We start from the raw sequence: 25,080 nt of genomic DNA, 5'->3' as shown, positions 1-25,080 counted from the left end.
AAAGATGTCAAATCCTGACTCCAATGAAGCATTCGGAGCGAACTCCTGGCTGATTGACGAGATGCGCGAGAGGTGGGAGAAGGACCCAACCTCCGTCGACGTGTCCTGGCAGCGGTTCTTCGCGGAGGCCAAGACCACCCCGGAGAAACCTGCTGCGCGACCAGCGCAGTCAACCGCTCCCGGCACCGCCCGACCCGTCCCGAAGGAGCGGACGACACGCCCGGAGAACAGCCAACCCAGGGTCGAGTCGAAGGCGGCCCCCACGACCGAGACGCCAGCCTCACCCGGAACCGGTGCCGGACTGTCGGCGAACGCCCCGAATCCTTCGGTCCGGGACGAGGCGACCACGGTGGAACCGAGGCTGACGGTGCTGCGCGGTGCCCCCATGCGCACCGCCAAGAACATGGACGCCTCCCTGAGTGTCCCCACCGCCACCTCGGTACGTTCGGTGCCGATGAAGCTCGTCATCGACCAGCGGATCCAGATCAACAACTTCCTCACCACGTCCAAGGGCGGCAAGGTCAGTTTCACGCATGTCATCGCCTACGCGATGGTGCAGGCGCTCAAGGCGGTTCCCGCGATGAACAACGCCTACGACCTCATCGACGGCAGACCGACACTGATCGAGAATCCCGCCATCAACCTCGGGATCGCCATCGACCTGAAGAAGGCCGACGGCACCAGACAGCTCCTGGTGCCGAACATCAAGGGCTGCGAGCGGTTGAACTTCGCCCAGTTCTGGTCCGACTACGAGAAGGTCGTCGCGCGTGCCCGCAAGGGGGAGCTGACCGTGGCCGACTTCGCGGGAACCACGGCCACCATCACCAATCCGGGCGGGATCGGCACCAACCACTCGGTACCACGCCTGATGAACGGGCAGGGGATGATCCTGGGGGTCGGCAACATCGACTACCCGGCCGAGTTCCAGGGGACCTCGATCTCGCGCATCACCGATCTCGGCATCTCGAAGGTCACCACCTTGACCTCCACCTACGACCACCGGGTCATCCAGGGCGCCCAGTCGGGTGAGTTCCTCAAGGTGATGCACGAGCTCCTGCTCGGTGCCGACGGTTTCTACGACAAGATCTTCGAGGCACTGCGCATCCCCTACGAACCGCTGCGGTGGAGCCAGGACGTCTCCGCCCACCGGGCGAGTCAGGTGAGCAAGCAGGGTCGGGTGCTCGAGTTGATCAACGCCTACCGCACGGTCGGACATCTCGTCGCCGACACCGATCCGCTGGAGTATCGGCAGCGGGCCCACGAGGATCTCCGGCTGGAGACCCACGGGTTGTCCATCTGGGACCTGGACCGCGAGTTCGCCGTCGGCACCTTCGGGGCCCAGAAACGCTCCTACCTCACGCTCCGGGAGATCCTGCAGATCCTGCAGAACTCGTACTGCCGCACGGTCGCCTACGAGTACATGTACATCGCTGATCCCCGGCAGCGCGAGTGGTTCCAGGAGCGGATCGAGGTGCCCCGGCAGTCGCTCACCCATGAGGAGCACATGCACGCCCTCGACAAGCTCAACGAGGCCGAGGTGTTCGAGACCTTCCTGCAGACCAAGTTCGTCGGTCAGAAGAGGTTCTCCCTCGAGGGCGGCGAATCCGTCATCGTCCTCCTCGACGAGGTCTGCCAGCAGGCCGCTTCCGAGGGACTGGACGAGGTCTGCATCGGGATGCCCCACCGCGGCCGCCTCAACGTGCTCACCAACATCATCGGCAAGCACTACGGCCAGATCTTCCAGGAGTTCGACGGCACGATCGACGTCTCCGGCACCGGTGACGTCAAGTACCACCTGGGTGCCGAGGGCGAATTCGTGGCCAGCAACGGCTCCACCATCAAGACCTCCGTCGCCGCGAATCCCTCCCACCTCGAGGCCGTCAACCCGGTCCTGGAGGGCATCACCCGGGCCAAGCAGGACATGCTGGGCGGCGACGACTTCGCGGTCCTGCCGGTACTGCTCCACGGCGATGCCTCCTTCTCCGGTCAGGGCGTGGTGCTCGAGACCCTCCAGATGAGCCAGCTGCGCGGCTACAAGACCGGCGGAACGATCCACATCGTGGTCAACAACCAGGTCGGCTTCACCACCGCACCGGTCGAGTCCCGCACCTCCACCTACTGCACCGATGTGGCCAAGGCCATCTCAGCCCCCGTGATGCACGTCAACGGGGACGACCCCGACTCCTGCATCCGGGCCGCCCGCATCGCCTTCGCCTACCGCGAGAAGTTCCACAAGGACGTCGTGATCGACCTGGTGTGCTACCGCCGTCGTGGTCACAACGAGGGGGATGACCCGAGCTTCACCCAACCGAAGATGTACGACCTCATCGAGCAGAAGCGCTCTGTGCGTCGGCTCTACACCGAGGCCCTCATCGGACGCGGTGACATCTCCGTCACCGACGCCGAGAACGTGATGAACGCGTTCCGGAACCGCCTGGAGAACGTGTTCAAGGTGGTACGAGAGGCGAAGAGCTCCGGGAAGGTCTCGGAGGACTACACCCGGGTTCCCTACTACCCCACCAAACCGGAGCGTCGCCTCACCGAGATCACCCCGGAGATGATGCATCGCATCAGTGAGGTCCACACCCGGTTGCCCGAGGGGTTCACACCGCACCCGAAGGTGATGCCCCAGTTGGAACGTCGCGCCGAGCAGATCCTCGAGGGCCCGATCGACTGGGCCACCGCCGAGCTGCTCGCCATCGGCTCGCTGTTGATGGAGGGTCGTCCGGTGCGGTTGACCGGCCAGGACTCACGACGGGGCACCTTCTCGCAACGTTTCGCAGCCATCGTCGATCGGGTCACCAATGAGGCCTGGGTGCCGTTGAAGCACCTCAGCGACGACCAGGGAACCTTCGACGTGTTCGACTCACTGCTCAGCGAGTACGCGGTCCTCGGGTTCGAGTACGGCTACTCGGTGGCCCGGCCCGACGCACTCGTGCTCTGGGAGGCCCAGTTCGGTGACTTCGCCAACGGGGCCCAGACCATCGCCGACGAGTTCGTCGCCTCGGGTGAGGCCAAGTGGTCACAGAAGTCAGGGGTGGTGCTGCTGCTGCCCCACGGCTTCGAGGGCCAGGGGCCGGACCACAGCTCGGCCAGGATCGAACGTTGGCTCCAGCTCTGCGCCGAGAACGCACTGGCGGTGTGTCAGCCCTCGACCGCGGCCAGCTACTTCCACCTGCTGCGTCAACACGCCTACGTCAACTGGCACCGCCCCGTGGTCATCGCCACCCCGAAGTCCATGCTGCGCGCCAAGGCCGCGTCCTCGATGCCTGACGACTTCACCTCCGGCAGGTGGGAACCGGTCCTGGATGATCCGACCATCACGGATCCGGCGCGGGTGACACGCCTGCTGGTCTGTTCCGGCAAGATCCGCTGGGAGCTGGTGGCCAGACGCGAGAAGCTCGGCCTGGACGGCCAGGTGGCCATCATCGCCCTCGAACGCCTCTACCCGCTGCCGGGCGAGGAGATGGCCAGGGTGTTGGAGCGTTACCGTCACGTCACCGACATCCGTTTCGTCCAGGACGAACCTGCCAACCAGGGAGCGTGGCCGTTCATCTCCGTCCATCTGCCGAACGCCGTCGCACAGCACTCCGAGCTGAGACTGAACATGCGACGGGTGGCCAGGCCGTGGTCGTCGGCTCCCTCGGTCGGCTCCCTGAAGGTCCATCAGCAGCAGAGCGAGGCCCTGCTGAACACCGCATTCGAGGAGTGAGATGTACTTCACAGATCGTGGCCTGGAGGAACTGGCGTCCCGACGTGGGGACGAGGAGATCTCCTTCGAGTGGTTGGCCGATCAACTCCGCACCTTCACCGACCTGAACCCGGAGTTCGAGGCCGCCGTCGACCGGTTGGCGTCGTGGCTGGCCCGGCTGGACGACGAGGAGGAGTGATGAGCGATCTCACCACGAGGTTCACCGATCTGGTCGGCAGACCACCAGAGGGCATCTGGTTCGCCCCCGGGCGGGTCAACCTCATCGGGGAGCACACCGACTACAACGACGGTTTCGTCCTGCCCTTCGCCCTGCGACAACGCGCCCGGGTGGCGGCGGCCCGTCGCGACGACGAGATCGTCGTGATGCATGCGCTGGATCTCGACGAGTCGGTCGAGCTGCCGTGGGCGGACCTGGCCCCCGGCAGCGGGGGCTGGTCCGCCTACCTGGCCGGGGTGCTCTGGGCCCTGCGGGAGGCAGGGCACCCGGTCGGGCCGGTCTCCCTGGTGCTCACCTCCGATGTCCCACACGGGGCTGGGCTGTCCAGCTCCGCAGCCATCGAGTGCGCCACCATGGCTGCCCTGTGCGACCTGTTCCAGCTGGAGATCGCCCCGATGGAACGGGCGAAGCTGTGCCAGCGGGCCGAGAACGTCTACGTCGGGGCCCCCACCGGCCTGTTGGACCAGGCGGCCTCGACGTTGTGCACCAAGGACGCGGGGATGTTCCTGGACTGCCGCAGTCTCGAGGCGACGACGGTGCCCCTACCGTTGGCCGACCACGGTGCCGAGATCCTCGTGCTGGACACCCACACCCCGCACAGTCATGTCGACGGGGAGTACGGGGAACGTCGGGCGACCTGCGAGGCGGCCGCCGCCCTGCTCGGACTCTCCGCCCTGCGGGACGTCGAGGACCTGGATCGGGCGCTGGCGGCGCTGCCGGACGAACGGATGCGCAAACGTGTCCGCCATGTGGTCACTGAGAATGAGCGAACCATGGCTGCCCTCACAGCTGCTCGGGCAGGTCGTTTCGAGGAGCTGCCGGCACTGCTCGACGCCTCACACGCCTCCATGCGTGACGACTACGAGATCACGGTTCCCACCGTCGACCTCGCGGTGGAGACCGCGCGTGCCGCCGGTGCGCTCGGGGCCCGGATGACGGGGGGCGGCTTCGGTGGATGCATCATCGCGTGGTGCCACACCGGTGAGGGTGACCGCATCGGCCAGGCCATCTCCGAGGCCTTCACCGCTGCCGGGTTCGATGCACCGTCGTGGTTCGTCGCGACCCCGGAGGCCGGCGCCGGTCGCCTCCAGTAGGAATATTCGGGAAACAGGCCCCGAGGAAAAGGGGGTTGTCTATCGTGTCCCTGAGGGGTAAGGTTCATCCGCTCGCGAATTGATGACAGATGGAGGGGCTCGACCAATGGATTGGCGGCACAGGGCAGCTTGTTTGACGGAGGATCCGGAATTGTTCTTCCCCGTCGGCAACACCGGCCCTGCCCTTCAGCAGATCGAGGATGCGAAACGGATCTGCCAGCGCTGTGAGGTCAAGGACCAGTGCCTCGCCTGGGCCCTCGAGGCGGGCCAGGACCACGGGGTGTGGGGCGGGATGAGTGAGGACGAGAGACGCGCCATCAAGCGTCGTCAGGCACGGTCCCGGGTACGCGCCAGCTGACCCGGGGCTCACACCTCACTCGGCAGCACCAGGCGCGCCCGGGTGCCGGTCCCTGACTCGGCGGGCCCGATCTCCAGCGTGCCCCCCAGATCCCCCACCAGGGTGGAGATGATGGCCAGTCCCAGACTCTTCTGGTTGCCGAGCCTGAACCCGTCCGGCAGACCGACACCGTCGTCGATCACATCGACGAGGAGATGCTGGTCGTCGCGGTGCGGATGGACCACGAGACGCCCTGAGCCACTGCCCAGCCCGTGCTCGATGGCGTTCTGACACAGCTCGGTGATGACCATGCCCAGTGAGGTCGCGGCCTCGGCACGTACCTCACCGAAGCTTCCGTCCCTGGTGGCCTCGACGGTTCCACTGGTCGCTGCGAGGTCACCAACCATCCGCAGGATCCGGTCACACACCGCGTCGAAGGCGACGTCGTCGGTGATGCTGTGGCTCAGCGTGTCATGGACCAGGGCGATGGACGAGACCCGTCGCATCGCATCCGTCAACGCCTCGTACCCCTCCTCGGACTTCAGTCGCCTGGCCTGCATCCGAAGCAGCGCGGCGACCGTCTGCAGGTTGTTCTTCACCCGATGGTGGATCTCACGGATGGTGGCGTCCTTGGTGACCAGCATCCGGTCCCGGCTCCGCAGGTCAGTCGTGTCCCGGCACAGCACCAGGGTTCCCTGACGCTCCCCCTGGACCACCAGGGGCAGCACCACGAGGCGCATCGAGGCCCGCGGTTGTTCCACGTCGAAGACGACGCTGCGTTGCTCCGCCAGATCCGACTGGACGGTCTGCCCCACCGATTCGACATTCTTCATCACACTCCGGATCAGGACGGGGAAGTCCTCGTCCGCGACATCGCCCAGCGCTCCGAGCCGCCGGAACGCGGTGATGGCATTGGGCGAGGCGTAGCTGATCCGACCACTGGGCTGTACCCTGAGCACGCCGTCGCACACCCTGGGTGCCAGGGCCTTGTCACTGACCGGCGCCAGGGGGAACCTGCCCTCGAGGATCATCGAGGTGAAGATGTCGGCCGCCTCGAGATAGTTCTCCTCCAGGGAGCCGGTGGCACGCATCCCCATCTGGTTGGTGTGCCTCTCGAGCACCGCGATGCACCGCCCACCCCGAAGGATGGGGACGGCCCACACGTCGACCGGGATCCCTGCGGACAGGGCGTTGTCCCCCGTCTCGCAGATCTCATGGCTGAGGAAAGCCACGAGCACTTGGTGCTCGGGTTCGTAGGAGATCCGTTCCCCGATGACGTCGTCCTCCAGCGCGGTCGGTCCGGTCACCGGGCGGATCTGGGCGACGCAGGTGAACTCCTGGCAGTCCTCGGAGTCGTCATCGGGCACCCACAGCAGCAGGTCGGAGAAGGAGAGATCGCTCAGCAGGTGCCACTGGCCCTGGAAGGCGAGAAGCCACTCGGCATCTGTCAACTGATCGACGGCGGACATCACCATGGGCATACTCTGCCATCACGGGAGCTGGTGGCGCCACGAGGGTTCTGGCACAATGGGCCGTCGCATCGCAAGAGAAGGAGACCCTGATGGGCAAGACCGGTCGCAAGCGTCGCGCTCGCCGCAAGAACAAGGCCAACCACGGCAAGCGTCCCAACGCCTGAGAGCCATCACGACGCCCCGTCCCGAACCGGGACGGGGCGTCCTCACGTGATCACCCGTTCATTCCACCGAGGCACAACGCGGTGAGGCGATTCCTGAGCTGGGTCGGGGCCGAGGTGGCCGGTTGGCTGCGACGGATCATCACACTGATGGTCTGCTCGATCTCGAAGCTCTCCATACAGCGTTCACAGGCGTGCAGATGATGGCGCACGAGATCGGCCTCGGTCTCCGGAAGTTCACCGTGCAGGAAGGCGTGGACGACCTCCAGGGCCCGCACGCACTCATCCATGTCATCGTGGTCATGGCTCCACATGTCAGGGTCGCTCATCGGGACCTCCCGATGCCGCGTTCGGCCGCGTAGTCCGCCAGGACGGTACGCAGCTGGGAACGTCCCCGGTTGAGCCGTGACATCACGGTACCGACGGGGGTATCCATGATGGCTGCGATCTCCTTGTAGCTGAAACCCTCGACATCCGCGAGGTAGACCGCCAGTCGGTAGTTCTCCGGTAGCGCTGCCATCGCCTCGGCGACAACCTGGTCGGGGGTGCTGTCGAGTGCCTCCATCTCCGCGGACCGGAGCCCCTGTGAGTCATGGGATGCCGCCCGGGCCAGCTGCCAGTCGGTGACGTCCTCATCCCCACTGAGCTTGGGGGATCGCTCCGCCTTGCGCCACGTGCTGATGTAGGAGTTGGTGAGGATCCGGTACAACCAGGCCTTCATGTTGGTGCCGTCCTTGAACGACTCCCTTCCCTTGAGGGCCTTGGCGTAGGTCTCCTGCACCAGGTCCTCCGCATCGGCCGGGTTCCTGGTCATCTTGAGCGCGGCGGAGTAGAGGCGGTCGAGGTGGCTGAGTGCCTCCTCCTCGAACGCCAGTCCCAGGCCGGCTGCGTCGATCTCCACTGAAGAATCCATCGAGGAAGAAACTACCGCCTCCAGGACCCGATCCGTGGGAGGGTCCAGCACCAAAGTTGCGGTCATGCCCGTGACAACGTCGTCGGCCGGGTGTCTATTCCCACGGATTTTTCCGAGGCGGCGGCGACGAAGCGGTTGTGGTGTGGGTATGTTAGGTGCCATGAGTCTGTTGCGTTTCTTCGCCCGAAGCCTCTTCGCCAGCGCCTTCATCGCCGACGGCGTCCACAAGGTCACGAGACCGACCGATGTGGCCCCTGAGGCCGAGAAGTTCACCTCCGCCGTCGCTCCGGTCGTGCAACGGGTCCTGCCTGCTCGGTACTCCTCCTATGTCCCGGAGCTGCCCGAGACCTGGGTCAGGCTCTGTGGGGTGGCGGAGGTCGCCGGCGGGACCATGTTCGCCACCGGGATCGGACGCCGCGCAGGCGCCCTGTTGCTCAGTGGGGCCGGTGTGATGAACGTCGTGACCGCGCTGCCGGGCAAGGGAACCCCCAAGGAGGAGCGCGTCCACGACAGGCCTGACCTGTTGCGTCGCGTCGCCCTGGTGGGTGCCGCGCTCCTGGCCGCACGAGATCTGCAGGGTCAGCCCAGCCTGAAGTGGCGACGCAAGCACGCGGCCAAGAAGGTCGCCAGGGCCACCGCCAGGGCCAAGAAGCGGGTGGTGTCGTCCTGACCCCGCAGGAGCTGCCCACCACGCGTGGTCCGGTGGTGGGGCTCACCCGTGTCCCGGGTTCCAAGTCCGAGACCAATCGCGCTCTGGTGCTGGCCGCCCTCGCCGACGGCCCGGCGAGCTTGGAGGGGGTGCTGAGATCACGCGACAGTGACCTCATGATGGCTGCCCTGCGCGGCCTCGGGGTCGAGATCGCACAGGTCGCCCCCGACGCGCTGAGGATCACCCCACCAGCCCGGTTCCGCGCACCAGTGGGCGGGATCGACTGCGGGCTCGCCGGTACCGTGATGCGCTTCGTCCCTCCCCTGGCCACCTTGGCGGACGGTCCTGTCCGGTTCCACGGGGATCCCCATGCCTCGAACCGTCCGATGGCAGGCCTGCTCGACGGCCTGCGGCAGCTCGGTGCGACGATCGACGGGGACCGCCTGCCACTGACCGTCACACCGCCCGGTCCCGACGTACCGCGTCGTCCGCAGGAGGTCGTGATCGACTCATCGGCCTCGAGCCAGTTCCTCTCCGGGCTGCTCCTGATCGGTGCCCGACTGACCGGGGGGCTTTGTCTCAGACACCGGGGGGACCGCCTCCCATCCCGTCCCCACATCGAGATGACCGTCACGATGCTGCAGGAACGCGGGGTCCACGTCGAGTCCCCGGACGAGGCCTCCTGGAGGGTGCAGGAGAGCACCATCACCGCCCGCGACGTGACCGTTGAGCCGGATCTGACCAATGCTGCTGCCTTTCTCGCCGCTGCAGCGGTCACCGGAGGGCGGGTCACCGTCCCGGGCTGGCCCCGATACTCCCTCCAACCCGGCGCGATGTTCCTCCCCGTGGCCGAGGAGATGGGCTGCACGGTCAGCCTCCTCGGTGACACCGTTGAGCTCACGGGTCCCGAACGACTCCACGCGGTGGCGGTCGACCTGCACGAGGCCTCCGAGCTCACCCCGGTCGTCGCCGCCCTCGCAGCGGTCGCGGAGGGCACCACACGAATCACGGGTGTGGCCCACATCCGCGGCCACGAGACCGACCGGCTGAGCGCCCTGGCAGCTGAGTTGACCACGCTCGGGGTCTCCGTCGTCGAGCTGCCCGACGGGCTGGAGATCACCGGTGGCCTGCCGACCGGTGACCCGGTCGAACTCCGCACCTACGCGGATCACCGCCTGGTCCATTTCGCCGCGATCCTGGCCTTGGTCCGTCCCGGGATCACGGTGGATGACGTCGGTTGTGTCTCCAAGACCATGCCGGACTTCATCGAACGTTGGACCGGCCTGGTGGGCGTCTGATGGCGCGCTGGGATGACGACCACACCGCCTTCGAGCGGCCCCGTCGGCGTAGCCGCCCCCGCACCAAGGACCGTCCGGACTACTCCTCGGCCCCGGTGGCGATGGTGGCCTCCATCGACCGGGGACGTTACCGCTGTCTCATGACCGATGGCCGGGCCGTCAGTGCCACCAAGGCCCGGATCCTCGGCCGCAAGGGGGTGATCGTCGGCGACCGGGTCCGACTCGACGGCGACGTCTCCGGCGCTGAGGGCACCTTGGCCCGCATCGTCGAGGTGGAGGAGCGTTCCTCGATGCTTCGCCGCTCCGCGGATGATGCCGACACCTTCGAGCGCCCCATCGTCGCCAATGCTGACCAGCTGATGATCGTCACGGCGCTGGCCGACCCCGAACCTCGGATGGGGATGATCGACCGGATCCTGGTGGCCGCCTATGACGCCGGGGTCGCCCCCGTGCTGTGCCTGACGAAGGCAGATCTCGCCTCGCCTGATGCGTTGCGGGCCGCCTACGAACCGCTCGGGGTGCCCATCGTCGTGACCCGTCCCGGAGCGGATCTGGAGCCGGTCCGAGAACACCTGGAGGATCTCACCACGGTTCTCATCGGACACTCCGGGGTGGGCAAGTCCACCCTGGTCAATGCGCTGGTTCCCGGCACCGGTCGGGCGACGGGTGCGGTCTCCGAGGTCACCGGCAAGGGACGCCACACCTCCACCTCGGCGGCAGCGATCGCCCTGCCGGGTGGCGGCTGGATCATCGACACCCCGGGAGTCAGGTCCTTCGGCATCAGCCACGTCCAACCCGAGTCCTTCGTGGCGGCCTTCAGCGATCTGGCGGATCTCGTCGAGAACTGTCCCCGAGGCTGCCGTCATGACTCCCAGGCCCTTGAATGTGCCCTTGACGAGGCACTCGGTGAGGGCCTGCTGGATGCGCAGCGACTCGCCTCGTTCCGCAGAATGGAACGGGCCTTCGCGTGATCAACCCGGGTCTCGGCTAGGTTATGTCCATGGCCTCCAGCAAATCATTCACCGATGACATCCGTCTGGCACACGTCATGGCCGACGACGCCGACTCGATCTCCATGGCACGATTCAAGGCCCAGGACCTCGATGTGCGCACCAAACCGGATCGGACCCCCGTGACCGAGACCGACACCGCCGTCGAGGAGGCGATCCGTCGGACCCTGTCGCGCACCCGCCCCAGGGACGCCGTCCACGGCGAGGAGATGCAGGACTCCGGTAGTTCTCCGCGCCGCTGGATCATCGATCCCATCGACGGCACGGCGAACTACCTTCGCGGTGTACCGGTGTGGGCCACCCTGATCGCCTTGGAGGTCGAGGGCGAGATCGTCGCCTCCGTGGTCTCCGCCCCCGCGTTGGGGCGTCGGTGGTGGGCGACGAAGGGAGGCGGGGCCTTCACGGGACGTTCCATCCTCAACCCCACGGAGATCCGCACCAGCAAGGTGTCGAGGGTCGAGGACGCCTCGCTCTCCTACGCCAGCATCGACGGCTGGATCGAGTCCGGGCGTGGCCAGGGTTTCGTCGATCTCATGCGCGAGGTGTGGCGGTCCAGGGCCTACGGGGACTTCTGGAGCTACATGCTGCTCGCCGAGGGCGCCGTGGACATCGCCTGTGAGCCGGAGCTGCAGCTCTACGACATGGCCGCTCTCGACGTCATCGTGCGTGAGGCAGGGGGCCGCTTCACCAGCATCGACGGCAAACCCGGCCCGTACCACGGCAACGCCCTGGCCACGAACGGGCCCCTCCATGACGCAGTGCTGGAGCGGCTCAGCCTCTGAGAACTCAGATCACGCGGACCCGGATGGTCTCCTCGAGCCCTTGGAGCTCCTGCAGGAGACCATCGAAATGCTCTCCACCGACATCGGTCACCGCATACCCGTGCTCCCCCAGCGTCGCCAAGGTCTGAAACCCGATGTTCATGTTGTGCCGGGCCAGCACCTGGTTCAACCGGGCCATCACACCGGGCACGTTGTGGTGCAGGTGCAGGATCCGCTCACTGCGGGGAGCGGTCACGGAGACCTCGGGCAGGTTCACGCACATCGAGGTGTTGCCGAACTCCTCGTAGTCAGCCAGCTTGCCCGCCACGTAGCGCCCGATGTCCACCTGGGCCTCCTGCGTGGAGCCACCCACGTGTGGGGTGAGCAGAACGTTCGGGATCCCCTGGAGCGGTGAGACGAAGGGCTCCTCCTTGCTCTTCGGCTCGGTGGGGAACACGTCCACAGCGGCTCCTGCGATGTGGCCGGAACGCAGCACCTCGGCCAGGGCCTCGATGTCGACCACGTTGCCTCGACACAGGTTGAGGAAGAGCGTCCTCGGACGCATCTGGGCGAACTCCTTCGCCCCGATGAGGTGCTTGTTCGCGGCACGTCCGTCGACATGGAGCGAGATGGTCTCGCAGGTGGCGAACAGCTCCTCCATCGAGTCCACCCGGGTGGCGTTGCCGAGAGCCAGCCGGTCCACCACGTCGTAGAAGTAGACCCGCATCCCCAGGGCCTCGGCCAACACGGACAGCTGGGAGCCGATGTTGCCGTAGCCGACGATGCCCAGGGTGCGGCCACGGACCTCATGGGAACCGACGGCGGACTTGTCCCACACACCGGCGTGCATTCCTGCGCTGCGATCACCGAGACGGCGCGCCATGGCGATGATCTCGCCGAGAGCCAGTTCCACGACTGATCGGGTGTTCGAGTACGGGGCGTTGAAGACGGGGACCCCTGCAGCTGCAGCCGCCGGCAGGTCCACCTGGTTGGTCCCGATGCAGAAGGCCCCCACCGCCGCCAGCCCCGGCCGTGCCTTGAACACGGCCTCGGTGAGATGGGTACGCGACCGGATACCGAGGAACTGCACGCCGTCGAGTGCCTCGATCAGTTCGTCCTCACTCAAGGCGTTGGGGAGCAGTTCGACCTCGTGGCCACGGGAGGACAGCACACGAACGGCTTCGGGGTGGATGTTTTCGAGCAGCAGAGCCTTCACGAGCCGCATGCTACCCGGATTCACAAGGACAGGGTCGCCTTGACCAGTTCTCGGGTGTATGGATCCTCAGGGTCGTCGAGGACCTGTGGGACCGGCCCGGTCTCCACCACCCGGCCGTGCCGGAGGACCACCACCTGCTGGCAGAGGTGACGCACCACCGCGAGGTCATGACTGACGAACAACATGGCCAGACCACGTTCTCGAACCGTGTCGCCCAGCAGGTTGAGCACCTGGGCACGCACGGAGACGTCGAGCGCGGAGACGGGCTCATCGGCGATGAGCAGGTCGGGTTCACTGATGAGGGCACGTGCGATGGCGATGCGTTGGCGCTGACCGCCGGACAACTGGTGCGGGTAGTGCTCCAGCACCTCCACGTCGAGCCCGACGGCCTCGACCACCTCGGCCACCAGCTGATTCACCGGGATCCCGGAGCGCCTGGTCCACGGCGATCGCAGCGGCTCGGCGATGATGTCGCGGAGCCGCATCCGGGGGTTGAGCGACGAGTTGGGGTCCTGGTGGATCAGCGACACCCGCCGCCGCATCTCCGCCAGTTGCCGATCCGTGCGGTGATCGACGCGCTCACCGTCGAAGATCACCTCACCGGCGCTCGGCTGGACCAGGCCGAGAATGGTCCGCAACAGTGTCGTCTTGCCGGAGCCTGAGCCCCCGACGATCCCGACCCGCTCCCCTGCTGCCACGGTGAGGTCCACCTCATGAAGGGCACGGAAGGTGCTCCGGTTGCGGTGGAAGGTGACATCCACCCGTCGGAACTCCACGAGGTGCGTCATGATCGTCTCCAGTGATCGGCGACGGTGGGCAACCGCTCCCCCGGCGCCACGGCGGAGATGCGTGCCGCCGCGACCAGCCCACGCGTGTAGGGATGTTGCGGTGAGTCGATGATCTGTTGAATGGGCCCGGACTCGACGATCCCACCGTCCAGCATGACGACGACGTGCTGACAGACCTCCCGCACCACGGCCAGGTCATGGCTGACGAACAGTGCCGCGCGACCCTCCAACTGACCGTGGAGCAGGTCGAGGATCTGTCGTTGCACGATGACGTCGAGTGCAGTGGTCGGCTCATCGCAGATCACGAGATCCGGCTCGTTGGCCAGAGCCATCGCGATGAGGGCACGCTGCCGTTGCCCCCCGGAGAGCTGGTGTGGGTAGGAGTCGGCGATCCGTGTCGGATCCTCCAGACCGACTCGCTGCAACCAGTCGGTGACGAGGCCACGGATCCGCCCACGTCGTTCAGGGTGGTGGAGCGCGACCGCCTCCCCCACCTGCCTCCCCACCCGCATCGTCGGGTCGAGGGCGGTCATGGGCTCCTGGAAGACCATGGAGACGACCTCGCCACGCAGCGCACGCAGCTCTCGTTCCGGACGGCCGACGAGTTCCTTGCCGGCCAGCTTGATGGAGCCGGAGACATTCGCCGTCTCCGGCAGCAATCCCATGATCGCGAGCGCCGTCACCGATTTCCCGGACCCCGATTGACCGATGATGCCGAGCCGTTCGGTGGCCTCGAGCGTGAAACTGATGCCGTCGACAGCGACCTTGCGGCGTCGCCCGAAGGTGATCCGCAGTTCCTCGACCTCCAACAGACTCATGCCAACTCCCTCAACCGGGGGTCCAGGAGGTCACGCAGTCCGTCCCCCAGCAGATTGCAGCCCATGGTCGCCACGGCCACCGCCATTCCGGGCCAGAAAGCGATCATCGGTGCGGAGAACAGTTGATCCTGGGCTTCACGGAGCATACGGCCCCACGTGGCGTCGTCGGCGCTGGAGGCCAGGCCGAGGTAGGACAGTCCTGCCTCGGCGAGGATGGCGATGCCGACGCTGACACTGGCCTGTACCCCGAGCACCGGGGCGATGTTGGGCAGGACATGACGCCAGGCGATGTGGGTGCGCGGGATGCCCGAGAGACGAGCGGCCTCGACATAGGCCTGTCCCATGACCTGCAGTGTCGCGGCACGGGCGATCCTCACGAAGCCCGGCACGGTGGCCAGGGAGATCGCCATGAGCGCGGTCCAGACGGAACCACCCAGGGCCGCTGCGAAGAGGATGGCCAGCAGGAGGGCCGGGAAACCGTAGAGGATGTCAGCACCTCGGGCGATGAGCCTGCCTGCCCAGCCACGGCTCATTCCGGCGACGATGCCTGCCGGGATTCCGATGACGGCAGCACCCGCCACGGAGATCACCCCGATGAGCAGTACCAACCGGGCCCCCTTCATGAGGCGACTGACGATGTCGAAACCTCCGCCATCGGTGCCGAGCCAGTGCTGGGATGAGGGAGTCTCGAGCCTCGAACCGGTGATCGCCTGCGGGTCATGCGGGGTCCACAACATCCCGAGCAGCGCCGCGAGGACGACCAGCCCGATCAGGATGGTGCCGAAGAGCAGGTTGGAGCGTCGGATCATCGCGCCTCCCGGGTGTTGCGAAGGCGGGGATCCACCACGTGGTAGATCGCATCGACGACGAAGTTGATCACCAGCACCGTCCACACCAGGATCAGGACGATTCCCTGGACCAGTACCAGATCCCGCTGCGAGACCGCACGCAGCAACCGGGAGCCCAGTCCCTGGATGGAGAAGACCTGTTCGATGATGATGGCCCCCACCAGGAGCGTCGCGATCTGGAGACCGAGGACGGTGAGCAGGGAGATGGCCACGTTGCGGGAACCGTGCCGAAGCAGTGCACCCCATCTGCTCCAGCCCACGGAACGGGCCGTGCGGAACCAGTCCTCCCCCGTGACCTCGATGACTGCACTGCGCACGTAGCGGGACAGCAGGCTGCCCTGGACCAGCCCGAGTGACAGGGCCGGCAACGCCAGGTGTGAAGCCCACCGGGCGGGGTCCTGGGTGAGGGGTACGTATCCCCCTGCCGGGAACCACCGGAGGTGGACTGCGAAGACGATGACCAGCCACATGGCCGCCCAGAAAGCCGGAACGGCCAACCCCACCTGGGACAGCATGGAGGACAGGAAACCACTCAGGTGTCGTCGCCTGAGCGCGGCATGGGTACCGAGTGGGATCGCGACGACGAGGGCGATGAGCATCCCCGAGACGATGAGCCATACCGAGATCCCGAGTCGGGGCAGGATCTGGGACATGACCTCCTGGCCGGAGATCATCGAGGTGCCGAAGTCCCCGACCACCACACCACTGATCCACTCCAGGTAACGGATGACCAGCGGACGGTCGAGTCCCAGTCTGGTCTCCAACGCAGCCACCTCCTCAGGGCTGGCCTGCGTGCCGAGCAGGATCCCTGCCACGCTTCCGGGCAGGGCATTGGTGGCGAGGAAGATGAGGACCGACGCCACCAGGAGGCTCACCACCAGGCCGATGATGCGCCTGGCGACGGCATGGGGGTTCATCGTCAGCGGCTGGTGGCCACGTGGGTCAGGTCGAAGGACAGCCCCGTGCCGTTGGCTGCGATCCCGGAGACCTCCGTGGTGGTGATGATGATGTTCGGCAGCAGGAACAGCCAGTCGGCTGCGGCATCGTCGGCGAGCACCTTGGCGGCCTTCTTGAGGGTCGCGGTGTGCTCAGCCTCCGTGGTGGTGGCGTCGGCTGCGGCCATCAGTTCGGTGAACTCGGGATTGTCGTAGCCCCAGTAGTAGTCACTGCGTGCGAAGGCGGCGAGATCCCAGGGCTCGACGTGGGCGACGACGGTCATGTCGTAGTCGCGTTGCTTGTAGACCGATTCCAACCAGGTGGCGAACTCGAGCTCCTCGGTGACCACCTCGATACCGACCTCACGCAACTGGGCGGCGACGAGTCGGGCGATGGGCGGGGCGTACGGCAGGTTGGGTACACGCAGACGCAGGGTGAGCCCTTCGGCGTGCCCGGCCTCGGCCAGCAGGGCCCTGGCCTTCTCGGGGTCATGGGGGTAGGTCCTGGAGAGGTCCTCGTACCAGCGATCCGTGGGGGGCACCATGGAGCCGATCAGGGTTCCCTTGCCGCCCCAGGCGCCATCGATGATCGCCTGCCTGTCGATGGCATGGTTGATGGCCTGTCGGACCCTGACGTCCTGCAGTGCCGGATTGACATGGTTGAAACCGAGAACCACCTCACCATCGGTGGTGCCCTCGAGGACCTTGAACCTGGCGGCGTCGCTGAACTGGTCGACGGCCTGCGGCACCGTGAGGTTGGACACGATGTCGAGCTGACCGGAGAGCATGGCGGTGACCATGGCATTGGCATCGGCGTAGTACCGGAAGTTCACCTCGTCGACGCGTGGCCCGGTGCCCCAGTAGTTCTCGTTGCGTTTGAGGGTGACGCTGGAGCCGACGTCGTGTGAGGAGAAGACATAGGGCCCGGAACCCGCCGGAGTGGTGCTGAGGTCGGTGGCTGCACCGAGGTCGTAGATGATGCCGGCGGTGGAGGTCATGTCGTAGAGCCACTGCTGGCTCGGCCCGGTGAGCGTGACCCTGACCTGGTGCTCGTCCACCGCGGTCACCTCCTTGACCTTCTCCATCTGGGACCTGAGGACCTGGGTGGTATCCTTGCCGTCCCGGATGCGCAGCAGGGAGTCGACGACAGCCTGGGCATCGACCGGGCTTCCCGAGGCGAAGGTGGCCGAGGGCTCAAGGTCGAAGGTGTAGACCGTGGCATCCGGGCTGACGGTCCAGCTCTTCGCGAGCAGGGGCTTGATCTCTCCCTGGTCGTTGATCCGCACCAGCGTCTCGTAGACGTTGTACAACAGCACGAACGGGGTCCCAGCCCCTGTGGTGGTGGCGGGATCCAGTCCTGTTGGTTCAGCGGTGGCCCCGACGTTGAGAATCACCGGCTGACTGCCGCCGGCCCCTGTCGGTTTGGAGCAGGCACCCAGCAGCACGCTCACGCCCAGCAGGACACCTACCAGAGCGGCGAGGCGCCGGAAGTGGTGATTGAGGCTCATGCGTCATCTCCCGAATCGGTGAACAGGACCCGAACGATCCTACCCCTCGGCCATCGATTTGGCGTCCAGGGCGGCGTCGTGTACTGTTGTTCGAGCAACGCGGGGTGGAGCAGTTCGGTAGCTCGCCGGGCTCATAACCCGGAGGTCACAGGTTCAAATCCTGTCCCCGCTACCACGTTCGACTCGTTCGAACAATCGACCTTCAGGTCTTGACCGGAAGGAACGACGCAGAAGGCGTCGGGCACCCGCCCGGCGCCTTTTTCGCACCCTCCACGGATCCGCGCCACCACATCCTGCTCCTCCACCAGCACCGACGGACCCTCACCGCCATCATCAAGCCAGATCCCGGAGAAGAACGCCCCCAACAACTTCCGCCTCACCGCGGGCACCGCAGCGGTGTAGAACCGCTCCGGCTCCCCCAACAGATCCAGATACGCCACCACGCCCTCGGTCTCTCGCCGCAGCTGCTCATCCGAGACCTCCAACCGCTGCACCACCACCGCCCGACGCACCTGCACCTCCCGCAGCCGTTTGCGTAGCTGCGTCGTCCCCAACTCCGCATCCGAAGCCAGATCCAGCAGTCGCTCCTCCCGCGCATCCAGCTTCGTCAACTCCTTCCGCAGCCGCTGCCTGGCCTCCCGCTCCACCGCCTGCCGCGCCTCCAAACTCCCCGTCACCTCCTGCCGCAACCGCGCCACCACCCCGGGAGCAAGCCGCAACCCAGCCACCTCCCGCACCAACGCGTCCTCCACATCGCTCACCCGTAGATGCGGCAACCCGCAGCCCACATCCATACGATTGATACACGAGTAGTACTCATACGCCCGACCCGCATGATTGACCGGCTGGGAGTACACCAACTGACTCTCCCGACCAGCCGCCCGACACCGACCACACTGCATCAACCCCCGCAGAAAATGACAGTGCCGCTGATCCCGATGCGTCCGACGCCGCCGAACATCCAACACCCGCTGCACCCGCTCGAACAACTCCGCCGAGACCAACGGCACATGACGCCCAGGAAACACCTCCCCCTTGAACACCACCTTCCCGATGTAATACGGATCCCGCAAGATCAACGCCAACTGACTCCGAGACAGCGGCCGCTCCACCCAGCGAGCGGTACGACGCGTCGTCAAACCCTGCCGCTCCAACTCCAACGTCAACCCCGCCAAGCTGTATTCCCCCGTGGCGTACTGCTCAAACGCCCACCGAATCAACGGAGCCCGCACCGGATCCACATCAACAGTGTTCACCAACCGCCCATCAAAATCCTTACGGACATTGAGATACCCCAGCTCCCGTCGACGCAGTCAGCGTCGGCGGAACCGGGCGTGATCTGTTGTTCTGACGGCAGTGCGCGATGCCGACCAGGAAGATCTCGTTCGAACAATTGACCTCATGCTCTTGAGGTCATTTTTCGTTCTCAGTGCCTTTGCTCGACCGTCGTCCGTCACGGCCTACCACCAGGATCCCTCTGGCCTCAGTTGGGCGGGATCCTCTCATCGCCCTTCTCGAGAACCAGATGGACGAAGGGCCGCTCCACGAGTTCCCCATCCTTGGAGACCGCGAGATCCTGCCGGTCAACCCGTCGCAACAGTGTCCACCCCTGCGCACCCGCCACTGAGACCACCTCATCACCGTCAACCAGATGGAAACCGTCTCGGGTGAAGGCGAGGGACCGCATGAACGCGCGCTCGGCAAAGGTCAGGCACAGCCTGCCCGACGGCACCAGCACCCGTCTCATCTCCCCCAACCAGCACCCCAGATCCTCCTGGAAGTAGACCGTGTTGACGCTGAGGGCTCGGTCAAAACTGTCCTCCGGGAAGGGCAACCCCTCCGTCGCATCCTCCAACAGCACGTACTCGGCAAGCCCTGCGGCCAGGAAGGGCGCATTGAAGGCCTGCGCCGCCTCGACCATGTCAGCGGAGATCTCCACCCCCGCGTAGCGCACCCCCTTCGCCAACGACAGGATGTGACCGAGCAGCCCACCGTTGCCGCACCCCACCTCCAGCACCCGGGACCCGTCATGGATGTCAAGCTGCGCCAACGCTTCGACGATCATCGTCAGGTTCCTCAGGTTCATCACCTGTCCGAACTGTTTCCCGATCTCACCGTGGGGACACCTCAGCTGGGCGGCCACCTCCTCGGCTTCCATTCCCATCACTCCTCCTCAGTTTTCTCCATTCTGCCGCAGAGAACGGAAAAGGGAACCAAACTTTACCAACTGGTACAGTGTGGGCATGGTCCGACACAACACCCCCCTGCGGCGCTGGATGCTGCTGGCGACCGTCAGCTTCGGCCTGCTGATGATCGCCATGGACAACTCCATCCTCTACACTGCACTGCCGACCCTCACCGCCGAGCTCGGGGCATCGCCCTCCGAAGGACTGTGGATCATCAACGCCTACCCACTGGTGATGGCGGGGCTGCTGCTCGGCACCGGCACCCTGGGGGACAGACTCGGACACCGTCGCCTGTTCCTGATCGGCCTGGTGGTCTTCGGCATCGCCTCCACCTGGGCTGCCTTCTCCACCACCCCGCTCTCCCTCATCGCAGCCCGGGCTCTGCTGGCCGTGGGTGCCGCCTGCATGATGCCCGCCACCCTGGCCCTGATCCGGGTGACCTTCGATGACGTACGTGAGCGCAATCTGGCCATCGGAGTGTGGGGCAGTGTCGCGATCATCGGCATGGCAGGTGGGCCCATCATGGGTGGCTTGCTGCTGGAGCACCTCTGGTGGGGTTCGGTCTTCCTCATCAACATTCCCGTGGTCCTCGTCGCTCTCATCGCCACCCCTGTGGTCGCAGCGGCGAGCCCGGTGGACACCTCGAAACACTGGGACTGGCTCTCCTCGCTCCTGGCCCTGACGACACTCACCGGAACCGTTCTCACCATCAAGGAGATCGCCCACCTCCCACCACGGTGGGAGATCGCCGTGCCCAGCGTCATCCTGGCGATCGTCACCGGACTTTTCTTCGTGAGGCGACAGCAGCACCTGACCGATCCCCTGCTGGACTTCACCGTCTTCAACAATCCGGCCTTCACGACCGGTGTGGTCACCGCCGCCATCTCCATGTTCGGCATCGGTGGCGTGGAGATGTCCACCACCCAACGCTTCCAGCTGGTGGAGGGGTACAGCCCACTGCAGGCAGGACTCGTGGTGACGGCGGTTGCCCTCGGTTCCCTGCCCACCAGCCTGCTCAGTGGCGCCTTCCTCCACCTCCTGGGGTTGCGGATCATCATCGGTGGCGGTTTCGGACTCGCCACGCTCGGCATGCTCTGCGCCCTCCTCGGCGCCCAGAGCTCCATATGGCTGCTTGTGGTCGGCCTGGTGATCGCAGGTGCAGGGCTGGGCGCCACCATGTCGGTGGCATCCACCGCCATCGTCGGCAACGCTCCACCCTCCCGCGCCGGCATGGCCTCCTCGGTGGAGGAGGTCTCCTACGAGTTCGGTGGCCTCATCGCCATCGCCCTGCTGGGAAGTCTGCTGAGCCTGCTCTACTCCGCCCGCATCCAGCTCCCCGACGGGGCACCTGCCTCAGCCGGTGAGAGCATCGCCAAGGCGCAGGCCACCGGGGATCCGACGATCATCGATGCGGCATCCGCTGCCTTCACCAGCGCTCATTTCGCGGTGCTGCTCGTCATCACCGTCGTGCTGGCCGCGGCCACCGCTTGGACGACCCTGGCGTTGCGCAACTACGGGGTCGGCAGCCAGGCCAGCCGTTACGAGAGCAACGATCACTGATCCAGCAGTGCGAGGATCCGGGCCACCAACCGGTCACGCACCTCCTGCGGCAGCTGTCGACCCGACAAGGCGTCATGGACCCACAGACCATCGGCGGCAAGGCAGGCAACCGCCACCCCGGGGTGCGTGGCGGCTGCCTCCTCGATCGGGAGGATCCATCGGTCAGAGACCCGTTTCCAGTCCTCCGTGAGGTCCGGATCGTCGCCGGCATCGGCCAGGTAGACCAACTCCGCCTTGCTCATCGCCTGCGACGAGACCCGGATGTAGGCACGCAACCGTTCTCCGGGATCGGCATCCTCGGGCTGCGAGCCGAGCTCGGCCACCATGTCGGCATGCCAGAGCTCGGCCAGGTGGGTGTACACCCCGACCAGCAGGGCACGACGGGTCGGGAAATGGTACAGCAGCCCCCCCTTGGTGAGCCCTGCCTCTGTGGCGACGGACTCGAGGGTCACCGCTGGCAACCCCTCCCGTTCCGCCACCCGGATGGCGGCCTCCAGCAGCTGCGTCCTGTTGCTCGCTCGGGCCATGCCATCAACCGTACCGCCCGTGCAGGCCGCTCACGTGGGTCAGCCGAGCGCGACGGCGTACCGCACGCCGTCATCGCCGACCCTGACCACCACCTCGGTGTCGTAGACACGGCTGAGGTGCTCACCAGTGCAGACCTGGTCAACCGTTCCCTGGACCATCACGGCTCCGTCCGTCATCAGCACCAGCTCATCGCAGAACCGAACCCCCAGATTGATGTCGTGCAGTGCCACCAGCGCCAACCGATGACGGGCGGCATCCATGACATGCTCACGCACACGGGCCAGCACCCGAACCTGATGCTTCAGGTCCAGCGCGCTCGTCGGTTCGTCGAGCAGCACCAGGGAGGGGTCCCCGACCAAGGTCTGGGCCAAGGAGATCAACTGACGTTGACCTCCTGAGCACTCACCGAGGTAGGTGTTGGCGAGTCGGCCGACCCCGAGACTGGCCAGAGCCTGGTAGGCATGCTCAACCTCTTTTCGTCGGACGCGCCAGACCGAACCACCGCGTCGTGCCGCCACCAGCACCGCTTCCAGCGCGGTCAGCACCACGTGGCCGGGTATCTCCTGGGGCATGTATCCGATGAGATCACGGAGTCCCTGCCCCACGAGCCCTCGGTAGGAGACCACACCATCGTGACGTTGGGCACCCGCGATCGAGCGGATCAGGGAGGACTTACCACATCCGTTGGGACCGAGCAGCCCCACCACACGCCCCTCCTCGAGACACAGGTCCAACCCTTCGATGACCCTGTGCGCGCCATAGCTCACACCCAGTCCCTTGAGTTCCAGCACGACTCCGACCTCACGTGGCGATGGCCGACGTGGTGCGACGCCGACTCATGATGATCAGGACGAAGATGGGCACCCCCACCATGGCGGTGAGGATCCCGACGGGCAGCACCACTCCCGGCAGCACGACCTGGGCGACGGCGTGGGCCGTGCACAGCACCAGTGCACCGCAGGTCATGGCCGTCGGTACGAACAACCTCTGGTCCTCCCCCACCAGCATCCGCGCGACGTGGGGGCCGACCAGTCCGATGAAGCCGATGATCCCGACGGCACTCACCGACACGGCAGCCAGCAAGGAGGCCCCGAGCAGGGACCACATCCGCACGTCGTCAACCTTGATCCCCATGGCCCTGGCCCGTGACTCACCGAGGGTCAGTGCGGTCAGTTTGGCCTGGTTCACCACGAACATCGGCGTGATGACGACCAAGGCACCCAACACTGTCAGGATGGAGACCCAGTTCGCACGCATCAACGACCCCAAGGTCCAGAACACCATCCTCTGCAACGACTCCGTCGTGGCGCCGTACTGCAGCAACATCAACACCGCCTGGAAGCCGAAGACCAGCGCGATGCCCAACAGGATGATGGTCTCCCGACCCGAGCGGCGGGCCCGGGAGACCCCGGCGATCACCAGGCTGGCGATCAGCGCGAAACCAGCCGCACCCAGCGCCACGGACGCCGAGGGCGCGAACGGGATCGTCACCCCCGTCGCGATGACGACGGCTGCCCCACATCCTGCCGCAGCCGAAACACCAAGGGTGAAGGGCTCCGCCAGGGGATTGTCAAGGATGGTCTGCATCTGGGCACCCGCCAGACCGAGTGCTGCCCCCACCAGCACGGCCATCAGGGCAGGCGGGGTCCTCAGGTCGAACACGATGACCCGGGTCTGTGAGGGAATCTCCAGGCCCAGGTGGACGCGGACGATGTCCTCGGCACGCACGTTCATGGGTCCCACGAGCATGGCGACGACGTACATGAGCACGAGAAGCAGCGACAGACCCAGCAGGATCAGGATGCGACGTCTCCTGATCCGATGGTGCTGACGCAGCTCGTCAGGCTGGTCGTCCCCGCTCACGACAGCTTCGCGGCGAAGACGCCCTCGGCCTCGAACGGCATGAACCTGGTGTGGAACTCACGCCACACCTGATCGACGCCCGGCTGCCCCTCGACCTGGAGTCCCTGCCACTCGGCGAAGGCCAGATAGGCGAGGAAGTTGAACGGAGCGTCGTAGAACTGGTGGTAGATGCCGAAGACCTGCTTGTCGGCGAATGCCTTGAGCTCGCCGTAGCCGGTCTCGTTGACGAGTTGGGCCAGGGTCTGGTCGGTCTGCTCCGGTGTCGCGTTGTAGCCCAGCTTGACGTAGCCGGTGCTGGCCTTGTCACTCGGCTGCTGCTGTTCCCAGTCGCCCCCCGTGGCGATGATGAGAGCAGGCTGGGAGGCGATCAGTTGCTCAGTCGTGATGGTGCCGTCCTGCCCCGCCAGGAGGGTGGTTCCCAGGTTCACCCCGCCACTGGCCGCGACGATCTGCCCGAAGTTGTTGTCCCCGAAGGTGCGCCCCGGTTCCGAGATCCCCGCCGAACGCCAGACGAAGGCCACCGGGCGCTCGCCCTCGGCCCGCGCCGCCGCAGCAGCGGTGACCGGCTTGACCAGGGAGTCGTAATACGTGAGGAACTCGGTGGCCTTCTCCGAGACCCCGAAGATCGTGCCGAGCAGTTCGACGCTGGTGTGGGTGTTGTCCACCGGTTTGCGTCTGAAGTCCGTCACGGCGTAAGGGATGCCCGCGGTGTCCAGCTTGGCGTCGAAGCCCTCCTGCTGGGCGGATTCGTACTGGTCCAGGGTCATCAGGAACAGGTCGGGCTTGTGCTCCAGCAGCGTCTCCACGCTGAGATCACCCTTCGAGACGCTTCCGATGACCGGGAGATCGGCCACCTCTGGCTTGACCTTCTCAAGGCGCTGGTAGACATCCGGCGCCGCCTTCTGCAGGTCGGAACCCCAGGCCACCACCTTGTCCAGCAGGTTGTCGCGCTGCAGGAAGAGCAGTGAATAGGCGTGTCTCGACTCACCCAGCACGATGCGGGACGGAGCCGCCTCGAGGGTCACGGTGCGTCCGGCGACGTCGGTGAAGGTCAGTGCACCGGCACCGGCGGAGCTCCCCGGCGTGGGAGAACCTGATCCGGTGGACTCCTGGTGGGTGCCGCCACTGCATGCGGCGAGTGCGGTGAGGCTGACTGCTCCAAGAAAGATCCTGCGTTTCACTTCTGGCTCCTGCCTGTGTGGTCGG

25 protein-coding genes and 1 tRNA gene are annotated in these 25,080 nt (G+C 66.1%); 11 read left to right on the top strand and 15 right to left on the bottom strand.

Annotation, left to right across the window (positions count from 1 at the left end; all coding sequences use genetic code 11):
* Positions 1-4: 4 nt before the first annotated feature.
* The 4 genes from EII34_RS00750 (at position 5) to EII34_RS00740 (ending at position 5,381) form a co-directional block, all read left to right on the top strand.
* Positions 5-3,712: a multifunctional oxoglutarate decarboxylase/oxoglutarate dehydrogenase thiamine pyrophosphate-binding subunit/dihydrolipoyllysine-residue succinyltransferase subunit gene (locus EII34_RS00750; protein WP_124841774.1), complete on the top strand. Its 3,708-nt coding sequence runs from the start codon at positions 5-7 to the stop codon at positions 3,710-3,712.
* Position 3,713: 1 nt separating this feature from the next.
* A complete protein-coding gene (locus tag EII34_RS15830; protein ID WP_185711101.1) occupies positions 3,714-3,890 on the top strand; it encodes a DUF6104 family protein in 177 nt (58 codons plus the stop codon).
* Positions 3,890-5,023, top strand: coding sequence for a galactokinase (gene galK, locus EII34_RS00745; protein ID WP_124841772.1), 1,134 nt, complete (start codon positions 3,890-3,892; stop codon positions 5,021-5,023). Before EII34_RS15830 ends, galK begins: the two co-directional genes overlap by 1 nt.
* A gap of 106 nt (positions 5,024-5,129) precedes the next feature.
* On the top strand, positions 5,130-5,381 hold the full coding sequence (locus EII34_RS00740) for a WhiB family transcriptional regulator (protein ID WP_124841770.1): 252 nt from the start codon (positions 5,130-5,132) through the stop codon (positions 5,379-5,381).
* Between the two features lie 8 nt (positions 5,382-5,389).
* Here the strand turns inward: EII34_RS00740 and EII34_RS00735 are convergent, their stop codons facing one another.
* Positions 5,390-6,841, bottom strand: coding sequence for a sensor histidine kinase (locus EII34_RS00735; RefSeq protein WP_464115340.1), 1,452 nt, complete (start codon positions 6,839-6,841; stop codon positions 5,390-5,392).
* Between the two features lie 80 nt (positions 6,842-6,921).
* Here EII34_RS00735 and EII34_RS16730 point away from each other — a divergent pair, with 80 nt between their 5' ends.
* Positions 6,922-6,996 (top strand): 50S ribosomal protein bL37, encoded by a 75-nt coding sequence (locus tag EII34_RS16730; RefSeq protein WP_390620223.1) that lies wholly within the window; start codon positions 6,922-6,924, stop codon positions 6,994-6,996.
* Between the two features lie 50 nt (positions 6,997-7,046).
* Here EII34_RS16730 and EII34_RS00730 read toward each other — a convergent pair whose 3' ends face one another.
* Both EII34_RS00730 and EII34_RS00725 read right to left on the bottom strand, forming a co-directional pair.
* The gene (locus EII34_RS00730; protein WP_124841766.1) at positions 7,047-7,322 is read right to left on the bottom strand and encodes a zf-HC2 domain-containing protein; all 276 of its coding nucleotides are present in this window, start codon (positions 7,320-7,322) and stop codon (positions 7,047-7,049) included.
* On the bottom strand, positions 7,319-7,906 hold the full coding sequence (locus EII34_RS00725; RefSeq protein WP_124841764.1) for a sigma-70 family RNA polymerase sigma factor: 588 nt from the start codon (positions 7,904-7,906) through the stop codon (positions 7,319-7,321). The genes EII34_RS00730 and EII34_RS00725 overlap by 4 nt, the downstream gene beginning before the upstream one ends.
* Positions 7,907-8,066: 160 nt before the next feature.
* Between EII34_RS00725 and EII34_RS00720 the strand changes: the two genes are divergently transcribed.
* Genes EII34_RS00720 through EII34_RS00705 form a run of 4 tightly spaced genes read left to right on the top strand, consistent with a single transcriptional unit; the run spans position 8,067 to position 11,645 of the window.
* The gene (locus EII34_RS00720) at positions 8,067-8,576 is read left to right on the top strand and encodes a DoxX family protein (protein WP_185711100.1); all 510 of its coding nucleotides are present in this window, start codon (positions 8,067-8,069) and stop codon (positions 8,574-8,576) included.
* Positions 8,573-9,853, top strand: coding sequence for a 3-phosphoshikimate 1-carboxyvinyltransferase (gene aroA / locus EII34_RS00715; protein WP_395858063.1), 1,281 nt, complete (start codon positions 8,573-8,575; stop codon positions 9,851-9,853). Before EII34_RS00720 ends, aroA begins: the two co-directional genes overlap by 4 nt.
* Positions 9,853-10,824 (top strand): ribosome small subunit-dependent GTPase A, encoded by a 972-nt coding sequence (rsgA, locus tag EII34_RS00710; RefSeq protein WP_124841758.1) that lies wholly within the window; start codon positions 9,853-9,855, stop codon positions 10,822-10,824. The genes aroA and rsgA overlap by 1 nt, the downstream gene beginning before the upstream one ends.
* Before the next feature lie 29 nt (positions 10,825-10,853).
* Positions 10,854-11,645 (top strand): inositol monophosphatase family protein, encoded by a 792-nt coding sequence (locus EII34_RS00705; RefSeq protein ID WP_124841756.1) that lies wholly within the window; start codon positions 10,854-10,856, stop codon positions 11,643-11,645.
* Positions 11,646-11,649: 4 nt separating this feature from the next.
* Here the strand turns inward: EII34_RS00705 and serA are convergent, their stop codons facing one another.
* Genes serA through EII34_RS00675 form a run of 6 tightly spaced genes read right to left on the bottom strand, consistent with a single transcriptional unit; the run spans position 11,650 to position 17,737 of the window.
* The gene (serA, locus tag EII34_RS00700; protein ID WP_124841754.1) at positions 11,650-12,840 is read right to left on the bottom strand and encodes a phosphoglycerate dehydrogenase; all 1,191 of its coding nucleotides are present in this window, start codon (positions 12,838-12,840) and stop codon (positions 11,650-11,652) included.
* A gap of 20 nt (positions 12,841-12,860) precedes the next feature.
* Positions 12,861-13,628: an ABC transporter ATP-binding protein gene (locus EII34_RS00695; RefSeq protein WP_124841752.1), complete on the bottom strand. Its 768-nt coding sequence runs from the start codon at positions 13,626-13,628 to the stop codon at positions 12,861-12,863.
* Positions 13,625-14,446 (bottom strand): ABC transporter ATP-binding protein, encoded by an 822-nt coding sequence (locus EII34_RS00690; protein ID WP_124841750.1) that lies wholly within the window; start codon positions 14,444-14,446, stop codon positions 13,625-13,627. Before EII34_RS00690 ends, EII34_RS00695 begins: the two co-directional genes overlap by 4 nt.
* On the bottom strand, positions 14,443-15,252 hold the full coding sequence (locus EII34_RS00685) for an ABC transporter permease (protein WP_124842598.1): 810 nt from the start codon (positions 15,250-15,252) through the stop codon (positions 14,443-14,445). Before EII34_RS00685 ends, EII34_RS00690 begins: the two co-directional genes overlap by 4 nt.
* Entirely contained in the window at positions 15,252-16,211 is a 960-nt protein-coding gene (locus EII34_RS00680; protein ID WP_124841749.1) for an ABC transporter permease, read from the bottom strand. The genes EII34_RS00685 and EII34_RS00680 overlap by 1 nt, the downstream gene beginning before the upstream one ends.
* 2 nt (positions 16,212-16,213) lie before the next feature.
* Positions 16,214-17,737, bottom strand: a complete 1,524-nt coding sequence (locus EII34_RS00675; protein ID WP_124841747.1) for an ABC transporter substrate-binding protein — start codon at positions 17,735-17,737, stop codon at positions 16,214-16,216.
* A 98-nt stretch (positions 17,738-17,835) separates the two neighbouring features.
* Here EII34_RS00675 and EII34_RS00670 point away from each other — a divergent pair.
* Positions 17,836-17,912: transfer RNA gene (locus EII34_RS00670), tRNA-Met, on the top strand.
* Here EII34_RS00670 and EII34_RS16725 read toward each other — a convergent pair.
* Both EII34_RS16725 and EII34_RS00655 read right to left on the bottom strand, forming a co-directional pair.
* Positions 17,869-18,969 (bottom strand): recombinase family protein, encoded by a 1,101-nt coding sequence (locus tag EII34_RS16725; protein WP_395858062.1) that lies wholly within the window; start codon positions 18,967-18,969, stop codon positions 17,869-17,871. The genes EII34_RS00670 and EII34_RS16725 overlap by 44 nt on opposite strands.
* A gap of 251 nt (positions 18,970-19,220) precedes the next feature.
* The gene (locus tag EII34_RS00655) at positions 19,221-19,901 is read right to left on the bottom strand and encodes a class I SAM-dependent methyltransferase (RefSeq protein ID WP_124841745.1); all 681 of its coding nucleotides are present in this window, start codon (positions 19,899-19,901) and stop codon (positions 19,221-19,223) included.
* A 79-nt stretch (positions 19,902-19,980) separates the two neighbouring features.
* Between EII34_RS00655 and EII34_RS00650 the strand changes: the two genes are divergently transcribed.
* Positions 19,981-21,483: an MFS transporter gene (locus EII34_RS00650; protein ID WP_124841743.1), complete on the top strand. Its 1,503-nt coding sequence runs from the start codon at positions 19,981-19,983 to the stop codon at positions 21,481-21,483.
* On the opposite strand, the gene EII34_RS00645 is transcribed toward EII34_RS00650, so the two are convergent.
* The 4 genes from EII34_RS00645 to EII34_RS00630 are packed head-to-tail and all read right to left on the bottom strand — an operon-like array spanning position 21,477 to position 25,055.
* On the bottom strand, positions 21,477-22,010 hold the full coding sequence (locus EII34_RS00645; RefSeq protein WP_124841741.1) for a TetR/AcrR family transcriptional regulator: 534 nt from the start codon (positions 22,008-22,010) through the stop codon (positions 21,477-21,479). The two genes, EII34_RS00650 and EII34_RS00645, sit on opposite strands and share 7 nt — an antisense overlap.
* 39 nt (positions 22,011-22,049) lie before the next feature.
* Entirely contained in the window at positions 22,050-22,802 is a 753-nt protein-coding gene (locus tag EII34_RS00640) for an ABC transporter ATP-binding protein (protein WP_124841739.1), read from the bottom strand.
* 10 nt (positions 22,803-22,812) lie between these two features.
* Positions 22,813-23,874: a FecCD family ABC transporter permease gene (locus EII34_RS00635; RefSeq protein WP_260424994.1), complete on the bottom strand. Its 1,062-nt coding sequence runs from the start codon at positions 23,872-23,874 to the stop codon at positions 22,813-22,815.
* Positions 23,871-25,055 (bottom strand): ABC transporter substrate-binding protein, encoded by a 1,185-nt coding sequence (locus EII34_RS00630; protein ID WP_124841737.1) that lies wholly within the window; start codon positions 25,053-25,055, stop codon positions 23,871-23,873. The genes EII34_RS00635 and EII34_RS00630 overlap by 4 nt, the downstream gene beginning before the upstream one ends.
* Between the last annotated feature and the right edge of the window lie 25 nt (positions 25,056-25,080).

It is taken from the genome of Arachnia propionica (assembly GCF_003859805.1).
Lineage (GTDB): Bacteria > Actinomycetota > Actinomycetes > Propionibacteriales > Propionibacteriaceae > Arachnia > Arachnia propionica_C.
Note: the sequence above shows the minus strand (reverse complement) of the source record. Positions and strands in the feature narration are given on the sequence as shown.